At 69.6% G+C, this 22,687-nt stretch carries 19 protein-coding genes, 1 pseudogene and 1 riboswitch; of the genes and pseudogenes, 2 read left to right on the top strand and 18 right to left on the bottom strand.

All coding sequences use genetic code 11. From position 1 onward, the window contains the following. Positions 1-6: 6 nt before the first annotated feature. From O2L01_RS07550 to O2L01_RS07470, 17 genes and pseudogenes are all read right to left on the bottom strand, one after another. Positions 7-684, bottom strand: coding sequence for a hypothetical protein (locus O2L01_RS07550; protein ID WP_270121301.1), 678 nt, complete (start codon positions 682-684; stop codon positions 7-9). A gap of 68 nt (positions 685-752) precedes the next feature. Then, positions 753-1,442 (bottom strand): hypothetical protein, encoded by a 690-nt coding sequence (locus O2L01_RS07545; protein WP_270121300.1) that lies wholly within the window; start codon positions 1,440-1,442, stop codon positions 753-755. A 40-nt stretch (positions 1,443-1,482) separates the two neighbouring features. Next, positions 1,483-2,352: a LemA family protein gene (locus O2L01_RS07540; protein ID WP_270121299.1), complete on the bottom strand. Its 870-nt coding sequence runs from the start codon at positions 2,350-2,352 to the stop codon at positions 1,483-1,485. Positions 2,353-2,432: 80 nt separating this feature from the next. Continuing rightward, on the bottom strand, positions 2,433-3,761 hold the full coding sequence (glmM, locus tag O2L01_RS07535; protein WP_270121298.1) for a phosphoglucosamine mutase: 1,329 nt from the start codon (positions 3,759-3,761) through the stop codon (positions 2,433-2,435). Positions 3,762-3,877: 116 nt separating this feature from the next. Further along, positions 3,878-4,420, bottom strand: a complete 543-nt coding sequence (rpsI, locus tag O2L01_RS07530) for a 30S ribosomal protein S9 (RefSeq protein WP_344469061.1) — start codon at positions 4,418-4,420, stop codon at positions 3,878-3,880. 26 nt (positions 4,421-4,446) lie between these two features. Then, positions 4,447-4,890, bottom strand: a complete 444-nt coding sequence (gene rplM, locus O2L01_RS07525; protein ID WP_208495357.1) for a 50S ribosomal protein L13 — start codon at positions 4,888-4,890, stop codon at positions 4,447-4,449. 285 nt (positions 4,891-5,175) lie between these two features. Then, complete coding sequence (locus tag O2L01_RS07520) at positions 5,176-6,540, bottom strand: glutamate decarboxylase (protein ID WP_270121297.1); 1,365 nt, start codon at positions 6,538-6,540, stop codon at positions 5,176-5,178. A 102-nt stretch (positions 6,541-6,642) separates the two neighbouring features. Further along, complete coding sequence (gene thiC, locus O2L01_RS07515) at positions 6,643-8,265, bottom strand: phosphomethylpyrimidine synthase ThiC (protein ID WP_270121296.1); 1,623 nt, start codon at positions 8,263-8,265, stop codon at positions 6,643-6,645. Positions 8,266-8,611: 346 nt separating this feature from the next. Next, positions 8,612-9,472 (bottom strand): bifunctional hydroxymethylpyrimidine kinase/phosphomethylpyrimidine kinase, encoded by an 861-nt coding sequence (gene thiD / locus O2L01_RS07510; RefSeq protein ID WP_270121295.1) that lies wholly within the window; start codon positions 9,470-9,472, stop codon positions 8,612-8,614. After that, positions 9,469-10,263: a thiazole synthase gene (locus O2L01_RS07505; RefSeq protein ID WP_270121294.1), complete on the bottom strand. Its 795-nt coding sequence runs from the start codon at positions 10,261-10,263 to the stop codon at positions 9,469-9,471. Before O2L01_RS07505 ends, thiD begins: the two co-directional genes overlap by 4 nt. A 2-nt stretch (positions 10,264-10,265) precedes the next feature. Further along, on the bottom strand, positions 10,266-10,457 hold the full coding sequence (thiS, locus tag O2L01_RS07500; protein WP_270121293.1) for a sulfur carrier protein ThiS: 192 nt from the start codon (positions 10,455-10,457) through the stop codon (positions 10,266-10,268). Beyond that, positions 10,454-11,893, bottom strand: coding sequence for an FAD-dependent oxidoreductase (locus O2L01_RS07495; RefSeq protein ID WP_270121292.1), 1,440 nt, complete (start codon positions 11,891-11,893; stop codon positions 10,454-10,456). The genes thiS and O2L01_RS07495 overlap by 4 nt, the downstream gene beginning before the upstream one ends. 260 nt (positions 11,894-12,153) lie before the next feature. Beyond that, positions 12,154-12,780 (bottom strand): annotated as a pseudogene (gene thiE / locus O2L01_RS07490) (thiamine phosphate synthase); the annotation flags it as partial. Further along, a riboswitch (TPP riboswitch) is annotated at positions 12,773-12,879 on the bottom strand. It overlaps the preceding pseudogene by 8 nt. A 115-nt stretch (positions 12,880-12,994) precedes the next feature. Then, a complete protein-coding gene (locus O2L01_RS07485; RefSeq protein WP_270121290.1) occupies positions 12,995-14,251 on the bottom strand; it encodes a family 1 glycosylhydrolase in 1,257 nt (418 codons plus the stop codon). Beyond that, on the bottom strand, positions 14,248-15,084 hold the full coding sequence (locus O2L01_RS07480; protein WP_270121289.1) for a carbohydrate ABC transporter permease: 837 nt from the start codon (positions 15,082-15,084) through the stop codon (positions 14,248-14,250). Before O2L01_RS07480 ends, O2L01_RS07485 begins: the two co-directional genes overlap by 4 nt. Next, positions 15,081-16,028 (bottom strand): carbohydrate ABC transporter permease, encoded by a 948-nt coding sequence (locus O2L01_RS07475; protein WP_270121288.1) that lies wholly within the window; start codon positions 16,026-16,028, stop codon positions 15,081-15,083. Before O2L01_RS07475 ends, O2L01_RS07480 begins: the two co-directional genes overlap by 4 nt. Positions 16,029-16,112: 84 nt before the next feature. Continuing rightward, complete coding sequence (locus O2L01_RS07470; protein WP_270121287.1) at positions 16,113-17,372, bottom strand: ABC transporter substrate-binding protein; 1,260 nt, start codon at positions 17,370-17,372, stop codon at positions 16,113-16,115. Positions 17,373-17,638: 266 nt separating this feature from the next. Here O2L01_RS07470 and O2L01_RS07465 point away from each other — a divergent pair, with 266 nt between their 5' ends. Beyond that, positions 17,639-19,738: an RICIN domain-containing protein gene (locus O2L01_RS07465; protein WP_270121286.1), complete on the top strand. Its 2,100-nt coding sequence runs from the start codon at positions 17,639-17,641 to the stop codon at positions 19,736-19,738. Positions 19,739-19,911: 173 nt separating this feature from the next. Here the strand turns inward: O2L01_RS07465 and O2L01_RS07460 are convergent, their stop codons facing one another. Next, positions 19,912-20,925, bottom strand: coding sequence for a LacI family DNA-binding transcriptional regulator (locus O2L01_RS07460; protein ID WP_270121285.1), 1,014 nt, complete (start codon positions 20,923-20,925; stop codon positions 19,912-19,914). 169 nt (positions 20,926-21,094) lie between these two features. Between O2L01_RS07460 and O2L01_RS07455 the strand changes: the two genes are divergently transcribed. Beyond that, positions 21,095-22,564, top strand: coding sequence for a family 43 glycosylhydrolase (locus O2L01_RS07455; RefSeq protein WP_270121284.1), 1,470 nt, complete (start codon positions 21,095-21,097; stop codon positions 22,562-22,564). Positions 22,565-22,687: the final 123 nt, after the last annotated feature.

Below are 22,687 nucleotides of genomic sequence, written 5' to 3'. Positions count from 1 at the left end.
CCACCGCTACCCGTCCGACCACACATGCTCGGGCACTTGGGCGAGGAGGTCGATGAGGAAATCGGCGAAGGGCAGGATCTCGGCGGTGCGGACGCCGCCGGGCCGGAAGGTCATCAGCCAGGCCCCCTCGAAGCGCCAGCCGAAGGAGCGCGCCCGCCAGTCGGCGAGCATCCACTCCATCGTGCGGGAGTGCAGTACATCATGAGCGAAGCGCGGGCTGTCCGAGACGACCCGGAAGACGTCGTTGAACGCCTGGTTCTCGAACACCAGGTCCTCCTCGAACGTCCGGCTCAGGTCGCTCTCCAGTCGGATGTCAAGGAACGGGCGCGGGGTCGGCAGCGCGATCGCGACCACCTGGAAGCTCCCGGCGTGACTCTCCCAGGCCGCATTGGCGGCCCGGCATTCGTAGGCGAACAGGGAGTGGCCCCGGTAGGCGCCACGCATGACGTGCGTGCCGACCCAGCTCTTGCCGTGGACGCCGGGCGGCTCCAGGAAAGGGCTGCGGAGGGAGGGTTGGCCGGTGTTCGGGTCCCGGTACCAGTAGGCGAGGCCCTGCCGCTGCGCGAACGCGTGGACCTCCCATGACCGCCACCGTTCGTATTTCCGCTTCCGGTCGGCGGCCCTTATCGCGAACACGGCCGGAAGGGCCGACGCCACCACTATCAGCGCGAACACGACGCCCATCGGCCGCCACCCTCCGATCCGCGGGGTATGCGAAAGGGCCGCGTCGCGCGACGCGGCCCTTTCCACTGCTAGTTGTTCGCCCAGACGTGTCTGGGCACCTGGCCGAGGATGTCGATGAGGAAGTCCGCGTAGAAGAAGACCTCCTCGAGCTTGAGCCCTCCCGACCGGAACGTCATGAGCCACGGCCCCTCGAACCGCCACGAGTACGAGCGCGCGCGCTGGTCCTGCAGCATCCACTCCATGGTGCGGGCGTGGATGATGTCGTACGCGAAGCGCCGGTTCGGGGACTTGATCCGGAAGATGTCGTTGAACGCCTGGTTCTCGAAGTCGATGTCCTTCGCGAACCGCTTGGTCAGGAAGTTCTCCTGGCTGATGTCCAGCAGCGGCCGCGTCGTCGGCAGGCCGATCGCGACGACCTGGTGGTTGAAGGTCTTGCGCTCCTTGCCGCTCCCGGTCGAGTACTGGTACTGGAAGAACACGATGTGCACTCCCTTGTACATGCCGCGGAAGACGTCGATGCCCTTGCGCGAGTGGCCCTGGTTGAACGGCTCCTCGGTCGAGAGGCCGGTCACCGAGTTGTCGCCGGGCTCGTAGTGGAAGCCGTACTGGGCCGCCCAGGCCCGGTACATCGCGATCTTCTTCTGCCTTGCGCGCCAGGCGAAGTACACGCCGACGCCGACCACGATGAGGCAAAGGACATACGCCCACCAGGGCATGTCGCTACTACTGCTGCTCGCAGCGAGCAGTGTCTCGTTCACTGGGGTGGTTCCTTACGGGCTTTGGGGGATCGTCGCCGTACTACCGGCCGTAGGGCTGCTGGCCGTATCCGGGCTGCTGCGGCTGCTGGGGCTGCTGCGGGTAGCCCGGCTGGGGCTGGCCGTAGCCGGGCTGCGGGGCGCCGTACCCGGGCGGGGGCTGCTGGCCGTAGCCGGGCTGGGGCGCGGGCTGGCCGTAACCGGGCTGCTGCGGGGGCTGCTGGCCGTAGCCGACCTGCTGCGGCTGGCCGTACGGCATCTGGCCGGGCGCCGGCTGCGGCGGCATCTGCTGCTGGGCCGGAGGCTGCTGCATGTAGGCGGGCTGGCCCATGTCGCGCATCTTCGGCGCCGTGCGGGCGGCCGGGTTGTCCAGCTCGAAGTACTCCTCGGGCTGGAAGCCGCCCATCTTCGCGGAGATCGAACCGGGGAAGACCTGCAGCGCCGTGTTGTACTCGCGCACGTTCGCGTTGTAGAACCGGCGCGGGGCGGCGATGCGGTTCTCGGTCTCGGTGATCTCCTGCTGGAGCTGCAGGAAGTTCTGGTTGGTCTGCAGGGCGGGGTAGGACTCCTGCATGTGGATCACGCCGCGGATGGCGTTCCCGAGCTGGCCTTCGGCCTGGCCCTGCTGGGCGTGGCCCGCGTTCGGGTCCTGCCGGGTCTGCATGGCCATCGCACGCGCCTCGGCGACCTGGCGGAGCGTCGCGTTCTCGGAGCCCGCGGCCTGCTGCACGACGTACATCAGGTTGTCCAGCAGGTCGTAGCGGCGCTGGAGCTCGACATCGATCTGCGCCCAAGACTCCTGGGTGATGTTGCGCATTCGCACCAGTTTGTTGCGGCCGCCGAGAGCGGCGAACACCAGGATCAGGCCGATCAGCAACAGGAGGATCAGGATCCAGACGATTGGGTTGCTCATAGAGCGTGAGCTTAGTGCATCTACGCCAACGGGAGGGCACCGCGCAGGTGCCCTCCCGTTGGTCAAGAATATGGTCGGAATCAGCCCAAAGCGTTTTCCACGACCGCCACGAGCTCGGCCGCGACCGTCTGCGCCAGCGGCTCTTCCGAAGCCTCCACCATGACGCGGACCAGGGGCTCAGTTCCCGAGGGCCGCAACAGGACCCGGCCGTCGGAGCCGAGCTTCGCCTGCCACAGCGCCACCGCGCTGCGCACGTCCGCATGGTCGATCACGGACTTGTCCGTCACCCGCACGTTCACCAGCACCTGGGGCGCCGGGGTGAACACGGAGGCGAGCTCGGCCAGGGTCTTGCCCGTGGCCGCCATGCGCGCGAGCAGCAGGATCGCGGTGAGCGTCCCGTCGCCGGTCGTCGCGTGGTCGGAGACGATGATGTGCCCCGACTGCTCGCCGCCGAGCGAGTACCCGCCCTCGCCGAGCCGCTCGAGCACGTACCGGTCGCCGACCCCGGTGACCTCGAGCTTGATGCCCGCCGCGCCCATCGCCTGGTGCAGGCCGAGATTGCTCATGACCGTGGTGACGAGCGTGTCGCCGCGCAGCTGCCCGGCCTCTCGCATCGCCAGCGCCAGGATCGCCATGATCGCGTCGCCGTCCACGTCGTCGCCGTTCGCGTCCACCGCGAGGCAGCGGTCGGCGTCGCCGTCGAGCGCGATGCCGACGTGCGCGCCGTGCTCCACGACGGCCGCGCGCAGCCCGCCCATGTGGGTCGACCCGCAGTCCTCGTTGATGTTGAGCCCGTCCGGGTCCGCGTTGATCGTGACGACCTCGGCGCCCGCCCGGCGCAGGGCCTCGGGGGCCGCGCCGGTCGCCGCGCCGTTCGCGGGGTCGAGCACGACCTTGACGCCGTCGAGCGGGTGCGGGCAGACCGCGACCAGGTGCTCGATGTACGACTCGACCGGGTCGACGGAGCGGACGATGCGGCCCACGCCGTCGCCCTGCGGCAGCGGCGTGGTGTCGCTCATGGCCGCTTCGATGGCGTCCTCGACGTCGTCGGGGAGCTTGCGGCCGCCGGCCGCGAAGAACTTGATGCCGTTGTCCGGCATGGGATTGTGCGAGGCCGAGACCATGACGCCGAAGTCGGCGCCGGTCAGGGCCGTGAGGTGGGCGACCGCGGGCGTGGGAAGGATGCCCAGGTCGATGACTTTCACGCCCGCCGCGGCGAGGCCGGCGGCGCTGGCGGCGGCCAGCATCTCGCCGGAGGCTCGGGGGTCGCGGCCGATGACGGCGACGGGGCGGTGGTCAACCGCACCGAGGACCCGCGCGGCGGCGATGTTGAGGCGGAGTGCCAGGTCGGGCGTGAGGTCGGCGTTCGCCCGCCCCCGTACGCCGTCGGTGCCGAACAGTCGTGACACGGTGTGGCTTCCCATCGTTGTGGCATAAAAAAACGGGGGCCGCCGAGGATGTCCTCCTCGGCAGCCCCGTTCGCTTGCGTAGACTAGCGTGCTTCCCCGCTCGCGGGGAAGACGTGCTAGCGCTTCGAGTACTGCGGTGCCTTGCGGGCCTTCTTGAGGCCGTACTTCTTCGATTCCTTCTCGCGCGCGTCGCGGGTCAGGAAGCCGGCGGCCTTGAGGGCCGGGCGGGTGTTCGGGTCGATCTCGACCAGGGCGCGGGCGATGCCGAGACGCAGCGCGCCGGCCTGGCCGGTGGCGCCGCCGCCGTGGATGTTGACCAGGACGTCGAAGTTGTCGCCGGCCTCGACGGTCACGAAGGGCTCCGCGACGGTCTGCTGGTGGACCTTGCTCGGGAAGTAGTCCTCGAGGGTCTTGCCGTTGACGACGTACTTGCCGGTGCCGGCGACCAGGCGGACGCGGGCGATGGCGCGCTTGCGGCGGCCGACGGTCTGGATCGCGCGGTCGGCGGGCACCGCGGGGATGCTCGGCACGGACGGCGCGGCGGCGACGTCCGCGGGGACGTCGACGGGAACCTCGGGGACCTCGACGGCCTCGGGGGCTTCGGTCTCGACGACCTCGGCGGCTTCGGTGGCCTCGGTGGCCTGGATCTCGTCACTCATGTGGAATGCTCCTCTTCCGCCCGCGCCTACTGCGCGATCTTCTTGATCTCGTACGGCTTCGGCTGCTGGGCGGTGTGCGGGTGGCCAGGACCCGCGTAGACCTTCAGCTTCTTGGACACGGCGCGGCCGAGCTTGTTCTTCGGCAGCATGCCGAAGACGGCCTTCTCGACGACCTTGTGGGGGGCCTTCTCCATGAAGTCGGCGTACGACTTCTCCTTGAGACCGCCCGGGAAGCCGGAGTGGCGGTAGGCCTTCTTGGTCTGGAGCTTGTTCCGGGTCAGGACGACCTTCTCGGCGTTCACGATGATGACGTAGTCACCGGTGTCCGCGTTCGGTGCGAAGGTCGGCTTGTGCTTGCCTCGGAGCAGATCGGCAGCGTGCGTCGCGAGCCGGCCCAACACCACGTCGGTCGCGTCGATCACGAGCCACTGCGGGTCAATGTCACCCGGCTTAGGGCTGTACGTGCGCACAGGTTTACCTAGCTTTCGTTGTCGGTGTGGAACGAATCCCGCAGATGAGGGCGGGACCGCCTGAATCCCCAGCCTCGGCGAAGCGAGCCGTGAATTGACTCAGCCTGAGACGGCGCACCCGCCGCAGCGCGGCCGGTGTGGGATTCGTTGGACAGCGCCTCCGCTTGCGAACCGTGGAACGGCTCGGTGGAGGCACTCGAACAACAGCTACCGAGTGTACGCGGTGGTGGCGGCCCCCCTGAAGGCGGCCGCCGTGACCTCGGCTACAGCACCCGCGGGCACGCGTCAGTAGCCGGTACCCCGCTTGACCTGGGCCCGCTCGACCTCGTGGGTCGCACCCTTGTCGTCCAGGGTGCGGCACGCGTCGGCGATGTCCTGGCTCAGGCGATCGATCTGCTCGCGGCTCAGCGTCTCCTTGACCAGGGCGCGCATGATCTTCACCCGCTCCGCGTTGGGCGGGAGGGTGTACGCCGGCACCATCCAGCCGCGCTCGGCCGAGAGCTGCCAGGCGACGTCGGACTCGTCGTAGGCGTGCTCGCCGGCGAGGCGGAACGCCACCAGCGGCAACTGCTCGGCGTCGCCCCCGATCACTTCGAAGCGGCCGCCGCCGCGCAGGTTGTCCGCCAGCGCACGGGCGTTCGTCTGCATCGCCTTCATGACGTAGGTGTAGCCCTGGCGACCGAGCCGGACGAAGTTGTAGTACTGCGCGAGCACCATCGACGCGCCGGTGGAGAAGTTCAGCGTGAAGGTCGCGTCGGTCTTGCCCAGGTAGTTCTCGTAGAACACGAGGTCCTTGGGCAGGTCGGACTCCTCGCGGAAGACCAGCCAGCCGATGCCGGGGTAGACCAGGCCGTACTTGTGCCCCGAGACGTTGATCGAGCGGACCTGTTCGAGCCGGAAGTCCCATTTCGAGTCGGGGTAGAGGAAGGGCCACACGAACGCGCCGCTGGCGCCGTCGACGTGGATCGGGATGTCGAGGTCCCGCTCTTTGCGGACCTCCCGCAGGAGCTTGTCGATCCCGACGACGTCGTCCTTGTGGCCGGTGAACGTGGTGCCGAGGACGGCGACGACGCCGATCGTGTTCTCGTCGAGGTGGGGCTCCACGTCCTCCGGGCCGATCGTGTACTTGCCTTCGGCGAGCGGCACGATCCGCGGTTCGACGTCGAAGTAGCGGCAGAACTTCTCCCACACGACGTGGACGTCCCCGCCGAAGACCAGGTTGGGTCGGTCGACCGGCAGATCGGCCGCCAGGCGGCGCTCCCGCCACTTCCACTTCAGCGACAACGCCCCGAGCATGATCGCCTCGGACGAGCCCTGGGTCCGGCATCCGGTCGTCTTGCCCGGCGCGTTGAAGAGATCGGCGAGCATGCGTACGCAACGCTGCTCGATCTCGGCGGAGATCGGGTACTCCGCATGGTCGATGAAGTTGCGATGGAGATTCTCGGCGATGATCCGCTGCGCCTGCGGCTCCATCCAGGTGGTGACGAACGTGGCGAGGTTTCGCTGCGGGTCGCCCTCCATGGCGAGATCCACATCCAGCAGCCTCATCGCGTCCGTCGCGGACATGCCCTCCTCGGGGAAGTTCTCCGAGGGAGCGGGCACGGTCAAGAACCGGTTGCCGAACAGGGCCGCGTCGTCGCGCTTGGTCATACGACGATTCAACAGCGCCGGAGCCCACCTCGGCGAAGAACAGGCGAAGACGGAGCGGCCGTCGGCGTCCCCGATGCCGGGGCCGCCGACGGTCGCAGCGGATCAGTCCACCATCGGCAGGTACAGCCGGTTGCCCTGTGCGGCGAACTCGGCGGACTTGGCGAGCATGCCGGCCGTGACCTCATCCGCGCTGGTCACTTCACTGTCGGGGCCGAATTGTTCTTTGATGCTGCTGCTGATCTTCATGGAGCAGAACTTGGGGCCGCACATGGAGCAGAAGTGCGCGGTCTTGGCGGGCTCGGCGGGGAGGGTCTCGTCGTGGTACTCGCGGGCCCGGTCGGGGTCGAGGGCGAGGTTGAACTGGTCCTGCCAGCGGAACTCGAAGCGGGCCTTGGAGAGCGCGTCGTCCCATTCCTGGGCTTTCGGGTGGCCTTTGGCGAGGTCGGCGGCGTGGGCGGCGATCTTGTAGGCGATCACGCCCTCTTTGACGTCCTCGCGGTTGGGCAGGCCGAGGTGCTCCTTGGGGGTGACGTAGCAGAGCATCGCGGTGCCGAACCAGCCGATCATGGCCGCGCCGATCGCGGAGGTGATGTGGTCGTAGGCGGGGGCGACGTCGGTGGTGAGCGGGCCGAGCGTGTAGAACGGGGCCTCGCCGCAGAGCTCCTGCTGGAGGTCGACGTTCTCCTTGATCTTGTGCATCGGGACGTGGCCGGGGCCTTCGCACATGACCTGGACGTCGTACTCCCATGCGATGTGGGTGAGCTCACCGAGGGTGCGGAGCTCGGCGAACTGGGCGTCGTCGTTGGCGTCGGCGATGGAGCCGGGGCGCAGGCCGTCGCCGAGGGAGAACGCGATGTCGTACTTGGCGAAGATCTCGCACAGCTCGCGGTAGTGCGTGTAGAGGAAGTTCTCCTCGTGGTGGGCGAGGCACCAGGCGGCCATGATCGAGCCGCCGCGCGAGACGATCCCGGTGACGCGGCGGGCGGCGAGCGGGACGTAGCGCAGGAGGACCCCGGCGTGCACGGTCATGTAGTCGACGCCCTGCTCGGCCTGCTCGATGATGGTGTCGCGGTATACCTCCCAGTTGAGCTTCACCGGGTCGCCGTTGACCTTCTCGAGCGCCTGGTAGAGCGGGACGGTGCCGATGGGGACCGGGGAGTTCCGCATGATGTGCTCGCGGGTCTCGTGGATGTGCTTGCCGGTGGAGAGGTCCATCACGGTGTCCGCGCCCCACTTGGTGGCCCACGTGAGCTTCTCGACCTCGGCGGCGACTGAGTCGGAGACGGCCGAGGTGCCGATGTTCGCGTTGATCTTGGTGAGGAAGTTCTTGCCGATGATCATCGGCTCGGTCTCGGGGTGGTTGACGTTCGCGGGCAGGATCGCCCGGCCGGCGGCGATCTCGGCGCGCACGAACTCGGCCTCGAGGCCTTCCCGGACGGCCACGAACTCCATCTCGGGGGTGACGATGCCCTGCTTGGCGTAGTGGAGCTGGGTCGGGCACTCGAGTTCGGCGCCTTCATGGACGATCGTGCTCGCGGCGGCGCCCGCGCGCTCGGCGATCCACGCCTCGCGCAGCTTCGGGAGGCCGACCTCGGGGTCGGACCCGGGCCCGGAGGTGTCGTAGAGCCGGATCGGCGCCTCGCCGCCGCTCAGCTCGACCTGGGTGAACGGCACCTGGATGTCGGGCCGCGAGCCCTGGGCGTAGACCTTGCTTCTGGCGTTCATGCTGTCTCCTTGCAGTTGTTCGATCCGAAAAATTCGATCGCTCGGCTCATGCGCGCTGTTCGAAACGGCGGCACGGAAATGTCAGACCCCTGTGTCAGGGTTCAAGCCGGGGCCCGGCGCACGGCGATAAGCGCCTTCGGCGTCCCCGAAAACGGGCGGTTCACCGGCATCTCGCGACCCGCCTCGCCGGTGCGGGGCCCGGCTTGGTGGCGGCCGCTGCGGCGCCACCGAAAGACCGGCACCGATCCGGCCGCGCTTCCGCGCGCGACGGCATCCGCCTCGCCGCCAACTGCACCGACTGCGCACTCCCCCGCCCGGCGGCCACGCGTCCACGTACGCAGGCTGCTCACAGCGCTGCGCTCTTTCTTCCGTGGTGGTGATGGACCGGTCCCGGTCCGAGGCCGAGCCGCCATTCGGCCGCGGCTTTCAGCGCCTCGGTGACGTACGCCTTCGCTCCCGCGACCGCTTGCGGCAGTGGATGCTCCAGCGCGAGCCGGGCCGCGATCGCCGCCGCGAGCGTGCAGCCGGTGCCGTGGTCGTTGCGGGTCGCGACGCGCGGCGCGGCGAGGTCGAGCATCTGGCCGTCGCACCACAGCACGTCGATCGCGGTCCCCGAAACGCCCGCCGCCTCTGCGTTGCGCTCGGCCGCGCCCTCTTCCCGGTGTCCGCCCTTGACCAGCACCGCCCGCGGCCCGTAGGTAGCCAGGGCGCGGGCGGCCTCGCGCATGTCATCCACCGTCTCGATCTCGCGGCCGAGGAGCTGGCGCGCCTCGATCAGGTTGGGCGTCAAGATGGTCGCGAGCGGGCCGAGCCGCGCGAGGTACGCGGCCGGGTCGCCCGCGAACAGCGAGTCGCCGGTGGTGGTGACCATGACCGGATCGACGACGAGGTTCGGCAGCCGCTCGTCCTCCCCGTACTTCGCGACGAGCTCGAGCAGCGCACCGCCGCCGAGCATCCCGGTCTTGACCGCCGCGACGGAGAAGTCGCCGAGGACCGCGTCGAGTTGGGCGCGAACCAGATCCACCGAGACCGCTTCGGCGGCCGTGACGCCGCGCGTGTTCTGGGCGGTGATCGCGGTGATGACGCTGGTGCCGTGCACGTGGTGCGCGGCGAACGTGTGCAGGTCGGCTTGAATGCCGGCGCCGCCGCCCGAGTCCGAGCCCGCGATCGTCAGCGCGACGGGCGGCTGCCGGTGGACGCGGTTCACAGGTCGGCCATCCCGTCGAAGCTCGACGAGGCGTTGGCCAAGTGCCGCTTGGGAATCCGACCGGCGAGGCGCGCGGCGCGGCCGGCGTTCACGGCGTCGCGCATGGCGGCGGCCATGAGCGCGGGGTCGGCGGCGCGGGTGACGGCGGTGGCGAGGAGGACGGCCGAACAGCCGAGTTCCATGGCCAGCGCGGCGTCGGAGGCGGTGCCGATGCCGGCGTCGCAGATGACCGGCACGTTCGCGTGCTCGCAGATCAGGGCCAGGTTGTGCGGGTTGCGGACGCCGAGCCCGGTGCCGATCGGCGCGGCGAGCGGCATGACGGCCGCGCATCCGGCGTCCTCGAGGCGGCGGGCGAGCACGGGGTCGTCACTCGTGTAGGGCAGGACGGTGAAACCGTCGGCGACCAGGGTTTCGGCGGCGTCGAGGAGTTCGACGGGGTCGGGCAGGAGCGTGTCCTCGTCGCCGATGACCTCGAGCTTGATCCAGTCGGTGCCGAAGGCTTCGCGGGCGAGCTTGGCGGTGCGCACGGCCTGTTCCGCGGTGAAGCACCCGGCGGTGTTGGGGAGGAGTTCGACGCCGCAGCGCTCGATGACGTCCAGAATGGACCCGGAGGCTCCGGGGTCGACGCGTCGGAGCGCGACGGTGACGAGTTCGGTCCCGGACGCGGTGATCGCCTCGGCGAGCTGCGCGTGGTTCGCGGCGCCGCCGGTGCCGAGGATGAGGCGCGAGGTGAAGGTCTTGTCGGCGATCTTCAGGTCGGCGTCGGTGCGGGTGGTGGTGCGCTGGTCCATGGCTAGCCTCCTTGGGTCGCGGTGAGTACTTCGACGGCGTCGCCGTCGGCGAGAGGCCGGTCCCATTCGGAACGCGGCACGACCTCCCCGTTGAGCGCCACGGCGATCCCGCGGCGGGCGGTGGTGACGGCCGCGACGGCGTCGGTGATGGTGGCGATGCCTTCGCGCGCTTCGCCATTGACCTCGATGTTCATGAGTCAGCCTCCTGAGCGGATGTGCGATCGGCCACTTCGGACCCTTGGGCGGGTCCGTGAACCCCGGTGCTGTCGGACCCCTCGGCCACCCTTGATTCGGGGGCACCTGAAAACGGAGCCTCAGAGCGCTGGCCGCTGCCCGCGAACGGCACTTCGGCGCGCTGGTCGCGGCCTTCAAGCGGCCGTTGGCGCTGTTCCCTCGGCGATCCGAAACGCAGCGGATCGAAGGCTGCCGGGACCGCGTCGTCCTTCCCTGCGAGCAAGGCGGCAACGGCGGCAGCGGTGGCGGGGATGAGGGCGATGCCGTTGCGGTAGTGGCCTGTCGCGGCCACGGTCCGGGCGTCGAGGCGGCCGATGAGCGGCAGGTTGTCGGGGGTTCCGGGGCGGAAGCCGACGCTGACCTCGTCGAGGTGGTACTCGGCGATCTCCGGCACGAGCTCGATCGCCCGGCGCAGCAGGTCGTGCACGGCACCTGCGGTGCCCGTGCGTCGATCGAATCCCCGCTCATCGCTCGACGCGCCCACGACGATCTCGCCGCTCTCGCGAGTCACGATGTAGATCGGGTGGCCTTTCACGAAGCCGCGCACGGTGGTCCGAGGAACCGGCTGGTCGCCGACGGCTCGCAGCCGCAGCACTGCGCCGCGAACAGGTCGGACCGGAAGCTGCCATCGCAAGGCCTCTGCGGAGGCGTCCTCGCGGCGCGCTCCTGCGAGATCCACGCACGCTTCCGTGTTGCCTGCACCCGAACCCGCTTCACCCAGGGCGCCGAGTTCCGTCGCCCCGCCGGTGACACCGCCATGCGACGCGATGACCTCGCCGGGCTCGCCGGGCTCGCCGGGCTCGCCGACGAACCTCTCCGATCCGCATCCGGCCGCGATGACCACCTGATCAGCGTCGAGGGCCGAGAGGTCCTCAACCCGCTCCGCACGGAACTCGACCCCGGCACGCTGGGCCGCGATCAGTAGTGCGTCATGTACTACTCGTGGATCGACGGCGCGGTCCTCGGGTGCGAGGACGCCACCGCGCACTCGATGGCTCAGCAGCGGCTCGACCTTGCGCGCGGCACGCGCCGTCAAGGGCTCGACGTTCCTCGCGGTGAACCGATACAGCTCGGCCTGCCGGTCGATCTCGGCGCGGTCGCCGTCCTCGACACCGACCACCAGCGTCGGCACATCGCGGAACCCGACGTCGAGCCCGGAGGCCGCTTCGAGTTCGCGGGCGAAGTCAGGCCAGGCGTCGGCCGACGCGGCCATGAACGGGCCGAGGGCTTCCTCGCCGTAGTGGGACTCGGTGACGGGCGCGATCATCCCTGCGGCAACGCGCGAGGCGCCCGAGCCCGGATCCGGGTCGTGCACGACGACCTCGGCGCCGGCCTGAGCGGTCCGCCACGCGATGGCGAGTCCGATCGATCCGGCACCGACGATGGCGATGCGCATCAGGCTTCGCCCGTCCCTCGGAGGAGGTGCACATCGGGCGGCGCGGCCGACGTTCCCGCTTGGTCCGACGAGGCGATCGAGCGATCTGCTGCAGTTTGCGGCGCAATGAGTTCGACGACCCCGGTCGCGACGGCGCCTTCGCGGGACCTCGCGCGTTCGCCGCTTCCGCGGCCGACGGCCGTCCCGGATCGCCGACCGGCGTCGCCGCCGATTCGACGTCCGCCGCGCCCTATGCCCGCCACCGGGTTCGGGCTCTCGCCGACGGCTTCAAGGAGTTCGGCCGTCGCTTCACGCGGGTCCGCGGCTGTGGAGATCGCTCCGACCACCGCCACGCCGTGGGCCCCCGCCTCGCGGCACAGCGCCGCGCGCTCAGCGGTGATGCCGCCGATGGCGATGACCGGGAGGTCGACGGCCTCGCACACCGCGGCCAGGCCTTCCAGCCCGATCGGTTGCGGCAGACCGGCTTTCGTCGTGGTCCCCCAGACCGGACCGACGCCGAGGTAGGTCGCCCCCGCCCGTCGCGCGGCACGCGCCGATTCCGGGTCGCGGGCGGTGCCGCCGATGACCGATGCGGCCGGGAGGATGCGCTGCGCGGCATCGATCGGGAGGTCGTCCGCGCCGAGGTGGACGCCGTCGGCGCCGACCGCCAGCGCGAGGTGCACGCGGTCGTTGACCAGGCACGCCGCGCCGTACTGGTCGCAGAGGGCGGCGATCGCGGTCGCGAGGTCGAAGGCCTCGCGGTCGGTGTAGTGGTCCTCGGGCCGGACCTGGACGAGCCGCGCCCCGGCGATCAGCGCCGACTCGATGACGGCAAGCGGATCGGGTTGCGTCTCAAGGCCGCGGGTGTCGGTGATGACGTGAAGTCGGGGTAGACGAGTAGCGCGCATAGCTCCTTCTCCCTGCGCCAGCATGATCTGGATCAGGTTCGACGGTCGGGACTACCCAGTCCCCTCTCAGCCCGATGCATCGGACTCCCGTGGGTTTATTCGTTTACGGCCGCTACGCTACGTCATCGCGAGCGGCCCTCGCAAGGGGCGTGTCAGGAAGTGGACACACTCCGGTGTGCGGTCTGCCGCCCCCGTGGCGGCGGACCGGGTCCGGTCACGCCCCGCCCGCGTGGCGGCGGAAGCGCTCGACGATGTCGGTCCGGACCCGTTCAAGGCCGTTCGCGGTCTCCTCGAGTCGCCACAGCCCCATGGTGAGTCGGTGCGCCTCGCGCGGCTGCTCGGAGTGGCGGTAAGTCCATTCGTACATGTCGAACAGGGGCCACCACGTGTATCCGACGACGTCGACGCCGGAGGCGCGGAGGTCGTGCAGGGCGGCCACGGATTCGTCGAGCCAGTCGATGCGCTCCTTGACCGAGCCGGTCACGCACGTCTCGGTGAGCATGACCGGCGCCCCGTACCGGGCGTGGGCCTCGCGGAGGAGCTCGTTCATGCCGGTGACGCCGTCGTCACGGGTCGGACGCGGGTCGCGGAAGCCGCCGCCGTGGAAGACGCCGGCTTCGAAGACCTCGGTCGAGTGGCGCGGGTAGTAGTTGACGCCCATGACGTCGGGCAGCACGGGCGCTTCGGCGAACCAAGCGAAGTCGGCGTCGTCCCATCCGTTGGCGCGCAGGTGCTTCTCAAGTGGATGGTCGGTGCCGACGCGGCCGGTGACGAGGTCTTCGACGAGGAAGACCTGTTCTTTGAGCCGGGCCGCGTGCTCGCGGTGTTCGGGGGCGTCGGTGTCGCCGACGTAGCGCATGCCGGCGTCGACGTGGACGAACACGGCGCGGTCGCCGAGCACGTCGCGCATGGCGCGCTGGGCGAGCACGAAGCCGCGGGCGAGCTGGCCGACCATGGTGCTGAGCCCTTGGGGCCCAGAGAGGTACGGGGGCCAGTAGGCGTACTCGCCGGAGAACAGGGCGTGGATCATCGGCTCGTTCACCGGCGTGTAGTCGGTGACGCCGAGGTGCGCGTAGCGTTCGGCCACACGAGCCGAGTACTCCGCGACGAGCTTCGGGTAGTCCGGGTGGGCGAACTGCCTGTCGAGCCACAGTGGAGTGCCGTAGTGCATGAGGTCCACAATGGGCCGCAGGTTCAGCTCGGCGTAGCGGTCCATGACCCGGTCGAGCCACTCCCAGTCCCAGCGGCCGGGTTCGGGCTGGATCCGGTGCCACGGCACGCCCCAGCGCACCAGCTCCGCGCCGGCCTCGACGGCGAGGCCGAGGTCGGCGTGCCACCGCTGGTAGTGCTCGGTGAGCTCGTACTCGTCGATCGGCCGCTCACCCGGTCCGGCCTGGGGCACGAAGGTGTCCTCGACACCGACGGCGAAGTGGAATCCGCCGTCGCGGTGCCAGTTGGGAGAGCCGGTCATTTGAGTCCTGTCGTTGCGATGTTCTCGATGAAGCGCCGCTGGATGAAGAGGAACGCGATGACGAGCGGCAGGATCGCGATGAGCGAGCCGGCCATCATCACGCCGTGGGGCACGATGCCGCTGGGCCCGGTGAGCTGGGTCAGGCCGGAGGTGATGGTGCCCATCTCGGTGTCGGTGGTGAACACCAGCGGCCACAGCAGGTCGTTCCAGTTGTTGACGAAGGTGAAGAGCCCCAAGGTGAGCAGGGCGGGAACGGCGTTGGGGAGCAGGACGGACCAGAAGATCCGGAACTCCCCCGCGCCGTCGATGCGCGCGGCCTGGTCGATGTCGCGCGGGAGCGCGAGGAAGAACTGGCGCAGGAAGAAGATCCCGAAGGCGTCCGCGGCGCGCGGCGCGATGAGCCCGGTGTACGTGTTCACCCAGCCGAGGTCGGCCACGAGCTGGTAGAGCGGGATGAGCGTGGCCTGGAACGGGATCATCAGGGTCGCGATGATGACGACGAGCAGCACCCGACGCCCGGTGAAGTCCAAGCGCGCCAAGGCGTAAGCCGCGAGCGAGTCGAAGAGGAGCGCGAAGATCGTGACCCCGCCGGCGAAGACGAAGCTGTTGCCGACGAGCCGCGCGAACGGCAGCTCGGAGGTCACCGTCTTGAGGTTGTCGAGCGTCCACGCGTCCGGCAGGAGGCTCGGCGGGTAGGCGTTGACCTCGGCCGCGGGCTTGAACGCGGTGAGCACGATGATCGCGATCGGCAGCAGCACGATGGCGGTGACCACGATGAACGCGATCGTCGCGAGCACGGTCGAGGGCCGGAGTTCCCGGAGTCGCGTCCTCATGCCAGGTCCTTTTCTTTGCGGCCGAAGAACACGAACTGCACGAGGCTCAGCAGCAGGGTCGCAGCGAGCAGCACATAGGACAGTGCCGAGGCGAAGCCGATGTCGAGCTTGCGGAACCCGGATTCGTAGATCTCCATGACGAGGGTCTGGGTGCTGCCGTAGGGGCCGCCGCCGGTCATCACGTAGATCTGGTCGAAGGCCTGGAGCGCGGCGATCATCGCGAAGATGAGGACGAACGCCATCGTGTTGGACAGCAAGGGGAGTGTGACGTTGCGCAGGCGCGACCACGCGCCCGCGCCGTCCATGCGGGCGGCCTCGTAGATCGAGGTCGGGATGTCCTGCAGCCCGGCCAGGAAGATCACGAAGTAGAACCCGAAGAGCTTCCAGACGGCCACGAGCACGACCATCGGCATCGCCAGGTGCGGGTCCTCCAGGACGTTGCCGAGCTGGATGCCGAGCCCGCGCAGCCAGTAGTTGAGCAGGCCCACCTGCGGGTCGACGAGGTAGCTCCAGGCGAAGGCCGCCACGGAGAACGAGACGACGAACGGCACGAACAGCGCCGTGCGGAAGAAGCCGCGGAACGGCAGGCGCGGGTTGTTGAGCAGCAGCGCCAGCGCGAGCGCGGCGGCGACCGCGATCGGCGTGAACAGCACCGTGTACAGCGCGGTGTTGGTGACGGCGTTGAGGATGTCCGGGTCGGTGAAGACCTGGACGTAGTTCTCGAGGCCGATGAACTCGGGTTCGCCGAAGCCGCTGGCGTCCGTGAAGGACAGCCTGAGGGCCGAGAGCATCGGCCAGATCGTGAACGCGCCCAGGATGAGCAGGGCCGGGGCGAGGAACGCGGCGGCTTTGAGGCCTCGGCCCGCGGGGCCGTCGGCGCGGCGCCGGCCGCCCAGCGGTGCGGGCGGGCGGTAGCGGCGGCCCGTCGGTGGTGCGGTGGTCATGGTCTCCTTCACTCCCCTTGGGGCGGCGGGGACGCCGAGGGGCGGCGTCCCCGCCGTTCGCGGTCCGGTCTCGGGCCGCGGCGGTTAGTCGAGTGCGCCCTGGACGGTCTCCTGCGCTTCGGCGAGGAGCCCGGCGATGTCCTCGCCGGCGACGGCGCGCTGGGTCAGTTCGTCGATGGCGGCGAGCACGTCGACGCTGTTGACGACGCCCGGCAGGAGCGGGCGCCCGAGGTCGGCGATCTCGGTGAGGGAGGCGACGACCGGGTTGGAGTTGACGGCTTCGGCGGGCACGTCGCTGCGCAGGGGCGGCCAGCCGGAGCCGAGCGACCAGGCGGCGGCGTTGTCGTCGTTGAGGAAGAACGCGAAGAACTTCTCGGCGGCGGCGCGGGCGTTGTCGTCCGCGTCGACGGTGACGGCCATGGCGACGCCGATGGCGGAGGCGGCCTGGGCGACCGGGCCGGCCGGGATCGGGGCGATCGCGTACTCGATGTTGTTCTCGGTGGCGATCGAGGCCATCCAGGGGCCGCCGATGGTCATGGCGGCCTTGCCTGCGCTGAAGAGCTCGTCGGCGCCCACGCCGTCGACGCCGGTGGGCGAGATCTTGTCATCCACAATGGCCGAGCGCCAGAACTCGAGGGTCGCGGCGTTCTCGGGCGAGTCGATCACGGCGTCCACGACTTCGGAGACGATGTCGCCGCCGTTGCCGTAGAACAGGGACGGCCAGAGTCCATTGGCGACGGTGGCGTGGTCGGGCAGGACGACGCCGTACTGCTCGGGCGTGCCGTCCCCGTCCTCGTCCACGGTGAGCTGCTTGGCGGTGGCGACCCATTCGTCCCACGTGGCCGGGAACGCGGTGACGCCGGCGGCCTCGAACAGCGCGGTGTTGTAGTAGACGGCCAGCGGCACGAAGCCGGTGGGCACGGCGTACTTGCGGCTCTCGATCTCGACCATGGCGACCGCGCCGGGGAGGAGGTTCGCGGTGTTGGAGGACTCGTCGTTGTAGAAGTCGTCGAGTTCGGCGAACGCGCCCTTGTCCGCGTAGACGGGCAGGCGCTCGGCGGGCATGGCGACGATGTCGGGGCCCTCGCCGGCGGACAGGGCCGTCAGCAGGGTGTCGTCGATGCTGGCCCAGGTCTTGACCTCGGTGTTGATCGTGATGTCGGACTGCGAGGCGTTGAAGTCGTCGACGATGCCCTGGAGCACGTCGCCGTCGGCCTCGGTGTAGCCGTGCCAGAACGTCAGCGTCGCGGGGCCGCCGGTCTCGCCGCCGCCCGAGCAGCCGGAGCCGAGGAGCGCCAGCGCGGCGCTCCCGGCGCCGCCGATGAGGACCGTCTTGCGTTTCATGTTCAGTTCCCTCCCAACGCGACTGCGCTGTCTTTTGGTTAGGTACAACGTCGAGGGGGCCCTGTACTGGGGAACCATCTTGTACAACGTTGTAATTACGGGAATCGTACGCACGCCCGTCGTCGACTGTCAACGGGACCCACGGTTCGTTTCCACTTCGTTTCCGATCCGTGATCAGATCCGAGAGCAGGGGCTTGACCTGCGGGCATTGATGGTCTTACGATGTCCCGCACGCATGATACAACGTTGTAAAGATTGGAAGTCGCATGCGAAGCCCTCAACTCCTCGCCTTCAGACGGGGCGGCGCGATCCTCGCGGTCGCCGCGTTCCTCCTCACCGTCGCGGCCGTCGCGATCGGCTGGGCGCCCGCGCCCGCCGCGGCCGTGACCACCGGCAACGGCGCGCTGGTCTACTCCCCCGCCGCCGGCAGCTCGTTCAACCCCGAAGGCGGCACGCCCGCCGGGACCACCTACGCCAAGATCATCGTGCTCAAGAACTCCGGCGGCGCGAACGGCACGCAGCTCGTCACGTTCGACCAGCTCGTGCTGCAGAACGGCGTGCAGGTCTACCCGATCTACCGCTCGACCAACGACGGCGCGAGCTGGACCAAGGTCGCCGAGGTGAACCCGAGCGCGACCTTCCCGGCGCTCACCCGCACCGCGCAGCCGTTCCTGTACGAGGTCACGCAGACCACGGGCGACTTGACCGCGGGCACGATCCTGTTGGCGGGCATGGTCATGCCCGAGGACCGCTCGTCCAGCCGCCTCGTCGTGTACAAGAGCACGAACCAGGGTACGAGCTGGAGCTACCTGAGCACCATCGACTCCGGCGGCCCGGCCGTCTACGACCCGTCGCCGTCCTCGACCACGACGACGGTGTGGGAGCCCTCGCTCGCGATCGACGGGAACGGCGGCCTCGCCGCGTACTTCTCGGACGAGCGCCAGAAGGCGAACGGCGTGCTCCAGGCCGTCTCCTACCGCCGTTCGACCGACGGCGGCAAGACCTGGGGCTCCCTGGTCAACGTCTCGGCGCCGACCAACCAGAGCGACCGGCCCGGCATGATCACCGTGACCAAGCTGCCCGACGGGCGCTACATGGCCACGTTCGAGGTCGTCAACCGGCCGAGCCAGTCCCAGAACACCGCGCCGGTCTACTACAAGATCTCGGCGGACGGCCTGAACTGGGGCACGACCAACAGCATCGGCACGCAGATCAAGCTCGCGAACGGGCGCGGCATCGGCTCCTCGCCGTACGTCAAGTGGGTGCCGACCGGCGGTCCCAAGGGGATGGTCGTGGTGGCGTCCAAGTGGTCGCTCGACGGCAGCGGGAACATCGACGGCGGCCAGAACTTCTACGTCAACTACAACCTCGGCGACGGCCCGTGGGAGCGGCTGCCGATGGCGGTCACCTACGACGCCAGTGACACCCAGGGCGGGAGCTTCAGCGGCTTCGCGCAGGGCATCGACTACAGCGCCGACGGCCGCACCCTGTACCAGGCCGTGAACGTCGAGAACACGACCACCGACCTGAACGACATCCGGGTCGGCTCGATTCCGCTCGACGCCCAGCAGTACGAGGCCGAGAACGCGACCCTGAACGACGTCTCCACGGTGACGCATGTGCAGGCCGCCAACGGTTCGAAGGTCGGCAACATCAACAACGCCGGCAGCTACGTCCAGTTCACCGTGAACGTGCCGACCGCCGGGACCTACACGATGAACGTGCGCTACGACAACGGCTTCGGCTCGACCGCGACGCATTCGGTGAGCGTGAACGGCGGCTCCGGCTCGTCGATCAGCTACCCCGCCACGGTGGACTGGGGCCGGTACGCGTGGGCGCAGAAGACCGTGACCCTGAACGCCGGGACCAACACGATCCGGTTCACCAAGGGCACCAACTTCGCCGAGCTCGACGCGATCCACCTGTACTCGAGCTCAGCTCTCGCGCCGGTCTTCCAGCTCGCCAACCGCAACAGCGGCAAGTACCTGGAAGTGCTGAGCGCGTTGACGACCGACGGCGCGGCCGTCGGCCAGTGGGGCGACACGAACAACGCCACGCAGCGGTGGGCCGTCAGCGGCGGCGCCACGGTGCAGCTGACCAACCGCAACAGCGGCAAGCTCCTCGAGATCCCGTCCGGGCAGACCGCCGACGGGGTGGACGCGGTGCAGTGGGGCCCGACGGGCAGCTCGACGCAGTCGTGGAACGCCGCGACCAGCGGCGGCTGGTGGACGTTCGCGAACGCCAACAGCGGCAAGCTGCTCGAGATCAACGGCTGCTCGACCGCCGACGGCGCGGTGGCGCAGCAGTGGACCGCCAACGGCGCGACCTGCCAGCAGTGGCGGCTCGTGAAAGAGGGCATCCAATAGACGGCCTCCGGGGGCGGCGGGTCGAGTGCCCGCCGCTTCCGGTCGGCCCGGACGTGTTGCGGCGCAGGCTCACAGAACCTGCAGGCAGGCCGCGCCTTCGGATTGCACGGAGCGAGGATCGGCCGCGTGCGACGCCGGACTCGGACCGGTCGCTCCTCCGAGGCGTCCGGCGCTCAGTTCCTGGGGGCCGACTCGCGTTCGACGATCGTGAAGTCCGCCAGCTCGGTCTGCGGCGGCTGCTTCGGCCCCTCCTCGGCGATGCGCGCGAGCAAGGTCTCGAGTGCCGTGCGCGCCAGCCACTCCCGGCCCGGGTCCACTGTGGTGAGCGAGGGGATCGAGTAGGCGGCCTCGTCGAGGTCGTCGAAGCCGATCACGGCCACGTCCTCGGGGACGCGGCGGCCGGCCTCCTGGAGCACCCGCATCGCGCCGAGCGCCATGGTGTCGTTGAAGCCGAAGACCGCGTCGAACGGCACGTCGCGGTCGAGCAGCTCGTGCATCGCGCGGGCGCCGTCGGCGCGGTGCCACAGGGTCGCGCGGACCACGAGCGAGGCGTCGTACGGCACGTCGTGCGCAGCCAGGGCCTCGCGGTAGCCGCGCAGGCGGAGCCGGGCCGAGCCCATGACCTCGCCCTCGTACTCGCCGATGACGGCGATCCGGCGGCGGCCCGAGGCCAGCAGGTACTCGGTGGCCGCGCGCGCGGCCTCGGTGTTCCGCATCGTCACGTGGTCGCACGGCCAGTCGAAGGTCCGCTCGCCCAAGAGCACCAGGGGGAACAGGACGTCGAGCGCGTCGGCGTCCTCCTGGCCCATGCCGAGCGGGCTGAGGATGAGGCCGTCGGTCATGCTCAGGCGGGGACTGCGCAGGAGCGCGAGCTCGCGGTCGCGGTCGCCGCCGGTCTGCTCGACGACCACCGTCAGGCCGGACTCCTCGGCGGCGGCGATGACCATCCCGGCGAGCTCGGCGAAGTAGCTCAGGTTGAGCTCGGGGACGGCGAGTGCGATGGTGTCGGTGCGGCCGGAGCGCAGGCTGCGGGCGTTCAGGTTCGGCTTGTAGCCGAGCTCGGCGATCGCGCGCTCGACCTTCTCCCTGGTCGCGGCGCGGACATGCGGGTAGTCGTTGATGACGTTCGAGACGGTCTTGAATGAGACGCCCGCCAGTTTCGCGACATCGCGCAAGGTCGCCGCCATCGCACCTCCTCGTTCCGCCGAAATTCTACAACGATGCAAACCGGTCCTGCCGGACCGCTCCCGCCAGATCGCCCCGCGTTCGGGGCGGACCCGGCGACATCTTATCCGCACATTTCGATCAACCGATACCTCGGCATCCGCCGACCCTCTCACGCATCCGGAGACGATGATGTCCACAGCCATACCGCAAAGAGGCCGCTCGCTGCTGGCCCTCGCGGTGGCCGCCGCCCTGGCCGCCCTCGGCCTGGTCGCCGCGACCCCCGCGCCCGCCCAAGGCGCCGTCACGACCGGCGTCTGGTTCACCATCACCAGCGCCCATTCCCACCTCGCCCTCGACATCGAGGGGTCCTCCACCGCCGCCGGCGCCGGTCTCGTCCAGTGGGGCCGCAACGCCGGCACGAACCAGCAGTTCCGGTTCGTCGACGCCGGGAGCGGCTACTACAAGATCCAGGTCCGGCACACGAACATGGTGCTCGACGTGTGGGGCTGGGACGCCGCCGACGGCGCGACGATCGCGCAGGCGACCGACCAGGGCTTCACCAACCAGCAGTGGTCCGTGACCGAGCACGGCGACGGCTCCTTCAGCTTCATCAACCGCTTCTCGGGCAAGGCGCTCGACCTGTGGGAGTGGTCCACCACCGCGGGCGCCCGCGTCTCGCAGTACACCTACAACGGGCTCAACGCGCAGAAGTGGTTCCTCAGCGAGGCCGCGAACACCGGTGTGGCCAACCCGATCCGCTCCAACGGCGCCGACCCCTGGATCGAGTACTGGGACGGCTACTACTACATGTCCACGACCACCTGGGACTCCACGGTGATCATGCGCCGGGCGACCACCCTGGCCGGGCTCAAGACCGCGACGGACTCGGTGGTGTGGAACGACTCCGGCAACGCGAGCCGCTGCTGCTCGCACTGGGCGCCGGAGTTCCACCGCATCGGCGGCGTCTGGTACCTCATGTACACCTCCGGGAACTCCCAGACGAACTTCGACGGCCAGCGCCTCCACGTGCTGCGCTCGACCAGCTCGACCCCGATGGGGCCGTACGAGTTCATGGGCACACCGCTGCCGAACCAGTGGAACATCGACGGGTCCTATCTGGAGCTCAACGGTTCCCTGTACCTGCTGTGGTCGGAGTGGGTCGGCGCGAACCAGTCGATCCGGATCTCGCTGATGTCGAACCCGTGGACCGTGACCGGCTCGCAGGTGACCATCGCGACGCCGTCGCTCTCGTGGGAGACCGTGGGCGCCAACGTGAACGAGGCCCCGGTCGTGCTCCAGCACGACGGGAAGACCTACATCGTCTTCTCGGCCTCGTCGTGCACGACCGACGCCTACAAGCTCGGCCTGCTGACGTACGACGGCGGCGCGGTGCTCTCGGCGTCCTCTTGGGACAAGAGCCCGAACCCGGTGCTGTCGCAGGGGAACGGCGTGTTCGGGCCGGGGCACAACGGGTTCTTCACCTCGCCCGACGGGACTCAGAACTGGATCGTCTACCACGGCAATCCGCAGAGCGGCCAGGGCTGCGGCTCGAACCGCGAGACCCGGGTGCAGCCGTTCACGTTCAACGCCGACGGCACCCCGAACTTCGGGACGCCGGTGGCCGGCGGCATCGTCCTGAACCCGCCTTCGGGCGAGTGACCGGAAGAGCGGCGGGCCGGGCGTCGTGCTCGGCCCGGCCGCTCGCCGGCGGGGGGGGGGGGGGGGGGGGGGGGGGGGGGGGGGGGCCCCGCGGGGGGGGGGGGGGGGGGGGGGGGTGGGGGG

Origin of the sequence: Glycomyces lechevalierae (assembly GCF_027622945.1) — a bacterium.
GTDB lineage: Bacteria > Actinomycetota > Actinomycetes > Mycobacteriales > Micromonosporaceae > Glycomyces > Glycomyces rutgersensis.
This window is presented reverse-complemented; position numbering and strand designations above follow the sequence as displayed.

Coding starts and splice junctions, on each gene's coding strand:
- O2L01_RS07465 (WP_270121286.1), top strand. CDS start 17,639: ATGCGAAGCCCTCAACTCCTCGCCTTCAGACGGGGCGGCGCGATCCTC.
- O2L01_RS07470 (WP_270121287.1), bottom strand. CDS start 17,372: ATGAAACGCAAGACGGTCCTCATCGGCGGCGCCGGGAGCGCCGCGCTG.
- O2L01_RS07495 (WP_270121292.1), bottom strand. CDS start 11,893: ATGCGCATCGCCATCGTCGGTGCCGGATCGATCGGACTCGCCATCGCG.
- rpsI (WP_344469061.1), bottom strand. CDS start 4,420: ATGAGTGACGAGATCCAGGCCACCGAGGCCACCGAAGCCGCCGAGGTC.
- O2L01_RS07540 (WP_270121299.1), bottom strand. CDS start 2,352: ATGAGCAACCCAATCGTCTGGATCCTGATCCTCCTGTTGCTGATCGGC.
- O2L01_RS07520 (WP_270121297.1), bottom strand. CDS start 6,540: ATGACCAAGCGCGACGACGCGGCCCTGTTCGGCAACCGGTTCTTGACC.
- O2L01_RS07485 (WP_270121290.1), bottom strand. CDS start 14,251: ATGACCGGCTCTCCCAACTGGCACCGCGACGGCGGATTCCACTTCGCC.
- O2L01_RS07460 (WP_270121285.1), bottom strand. CDS start 20,925: ATGGCGGCGACCTTGCGCGATGTCGCGAAACTGGCGGGCGTCTCATTC.
- thiC (WP_270121296.1), bottom strand. CDS start 8,265: ATGAACGCCAGAAGCAAGGTCTACGCCCAGGGCTCGCGGCCCGACATC.
- O2L01_RS07475 (WP_270121288.1), bottom strand. CDS start 16,028: ATGACCACCGCACCACCGACGGGCCGCCGCTACCGCCCGCCCGCACCG.
- O2L01_RS07505 (WP_270121294.1), bottom strand. CDS start 10,263: ATGGACCAGCGCACCACCACCCGCACCGACGCCGACCTGAAGATCGCC.
- O2L01_RS07550 (WP_270121301.1), bottom strand. CDS start 684: ATGGGCGTCGTGTTCGCGCTGATAGTGGTGGCGTCGGCCCTTCCGGCC.
- O2L01_RS07455 (WP_270121284.1), top strand. CDS start 21,095: ATGTCCACAGCCATACCGCAAAGAGGCCGCTCGCTGCTGGCCCTCGCG.
- O2L01_RS07480 (WP_270121289.1), bottom strand. CDS start 15,084: ATGAGGACGCGACTCCGGGAACTCCGGCCCTCGACCGTGCTCGCGACG.
- thiS (WP_270121293.1), bottom strand. CDS start 10,457: ATGAACATCGAGGTCAATGGCGAAGCGCGCGAAGGCATCGCCACCATC.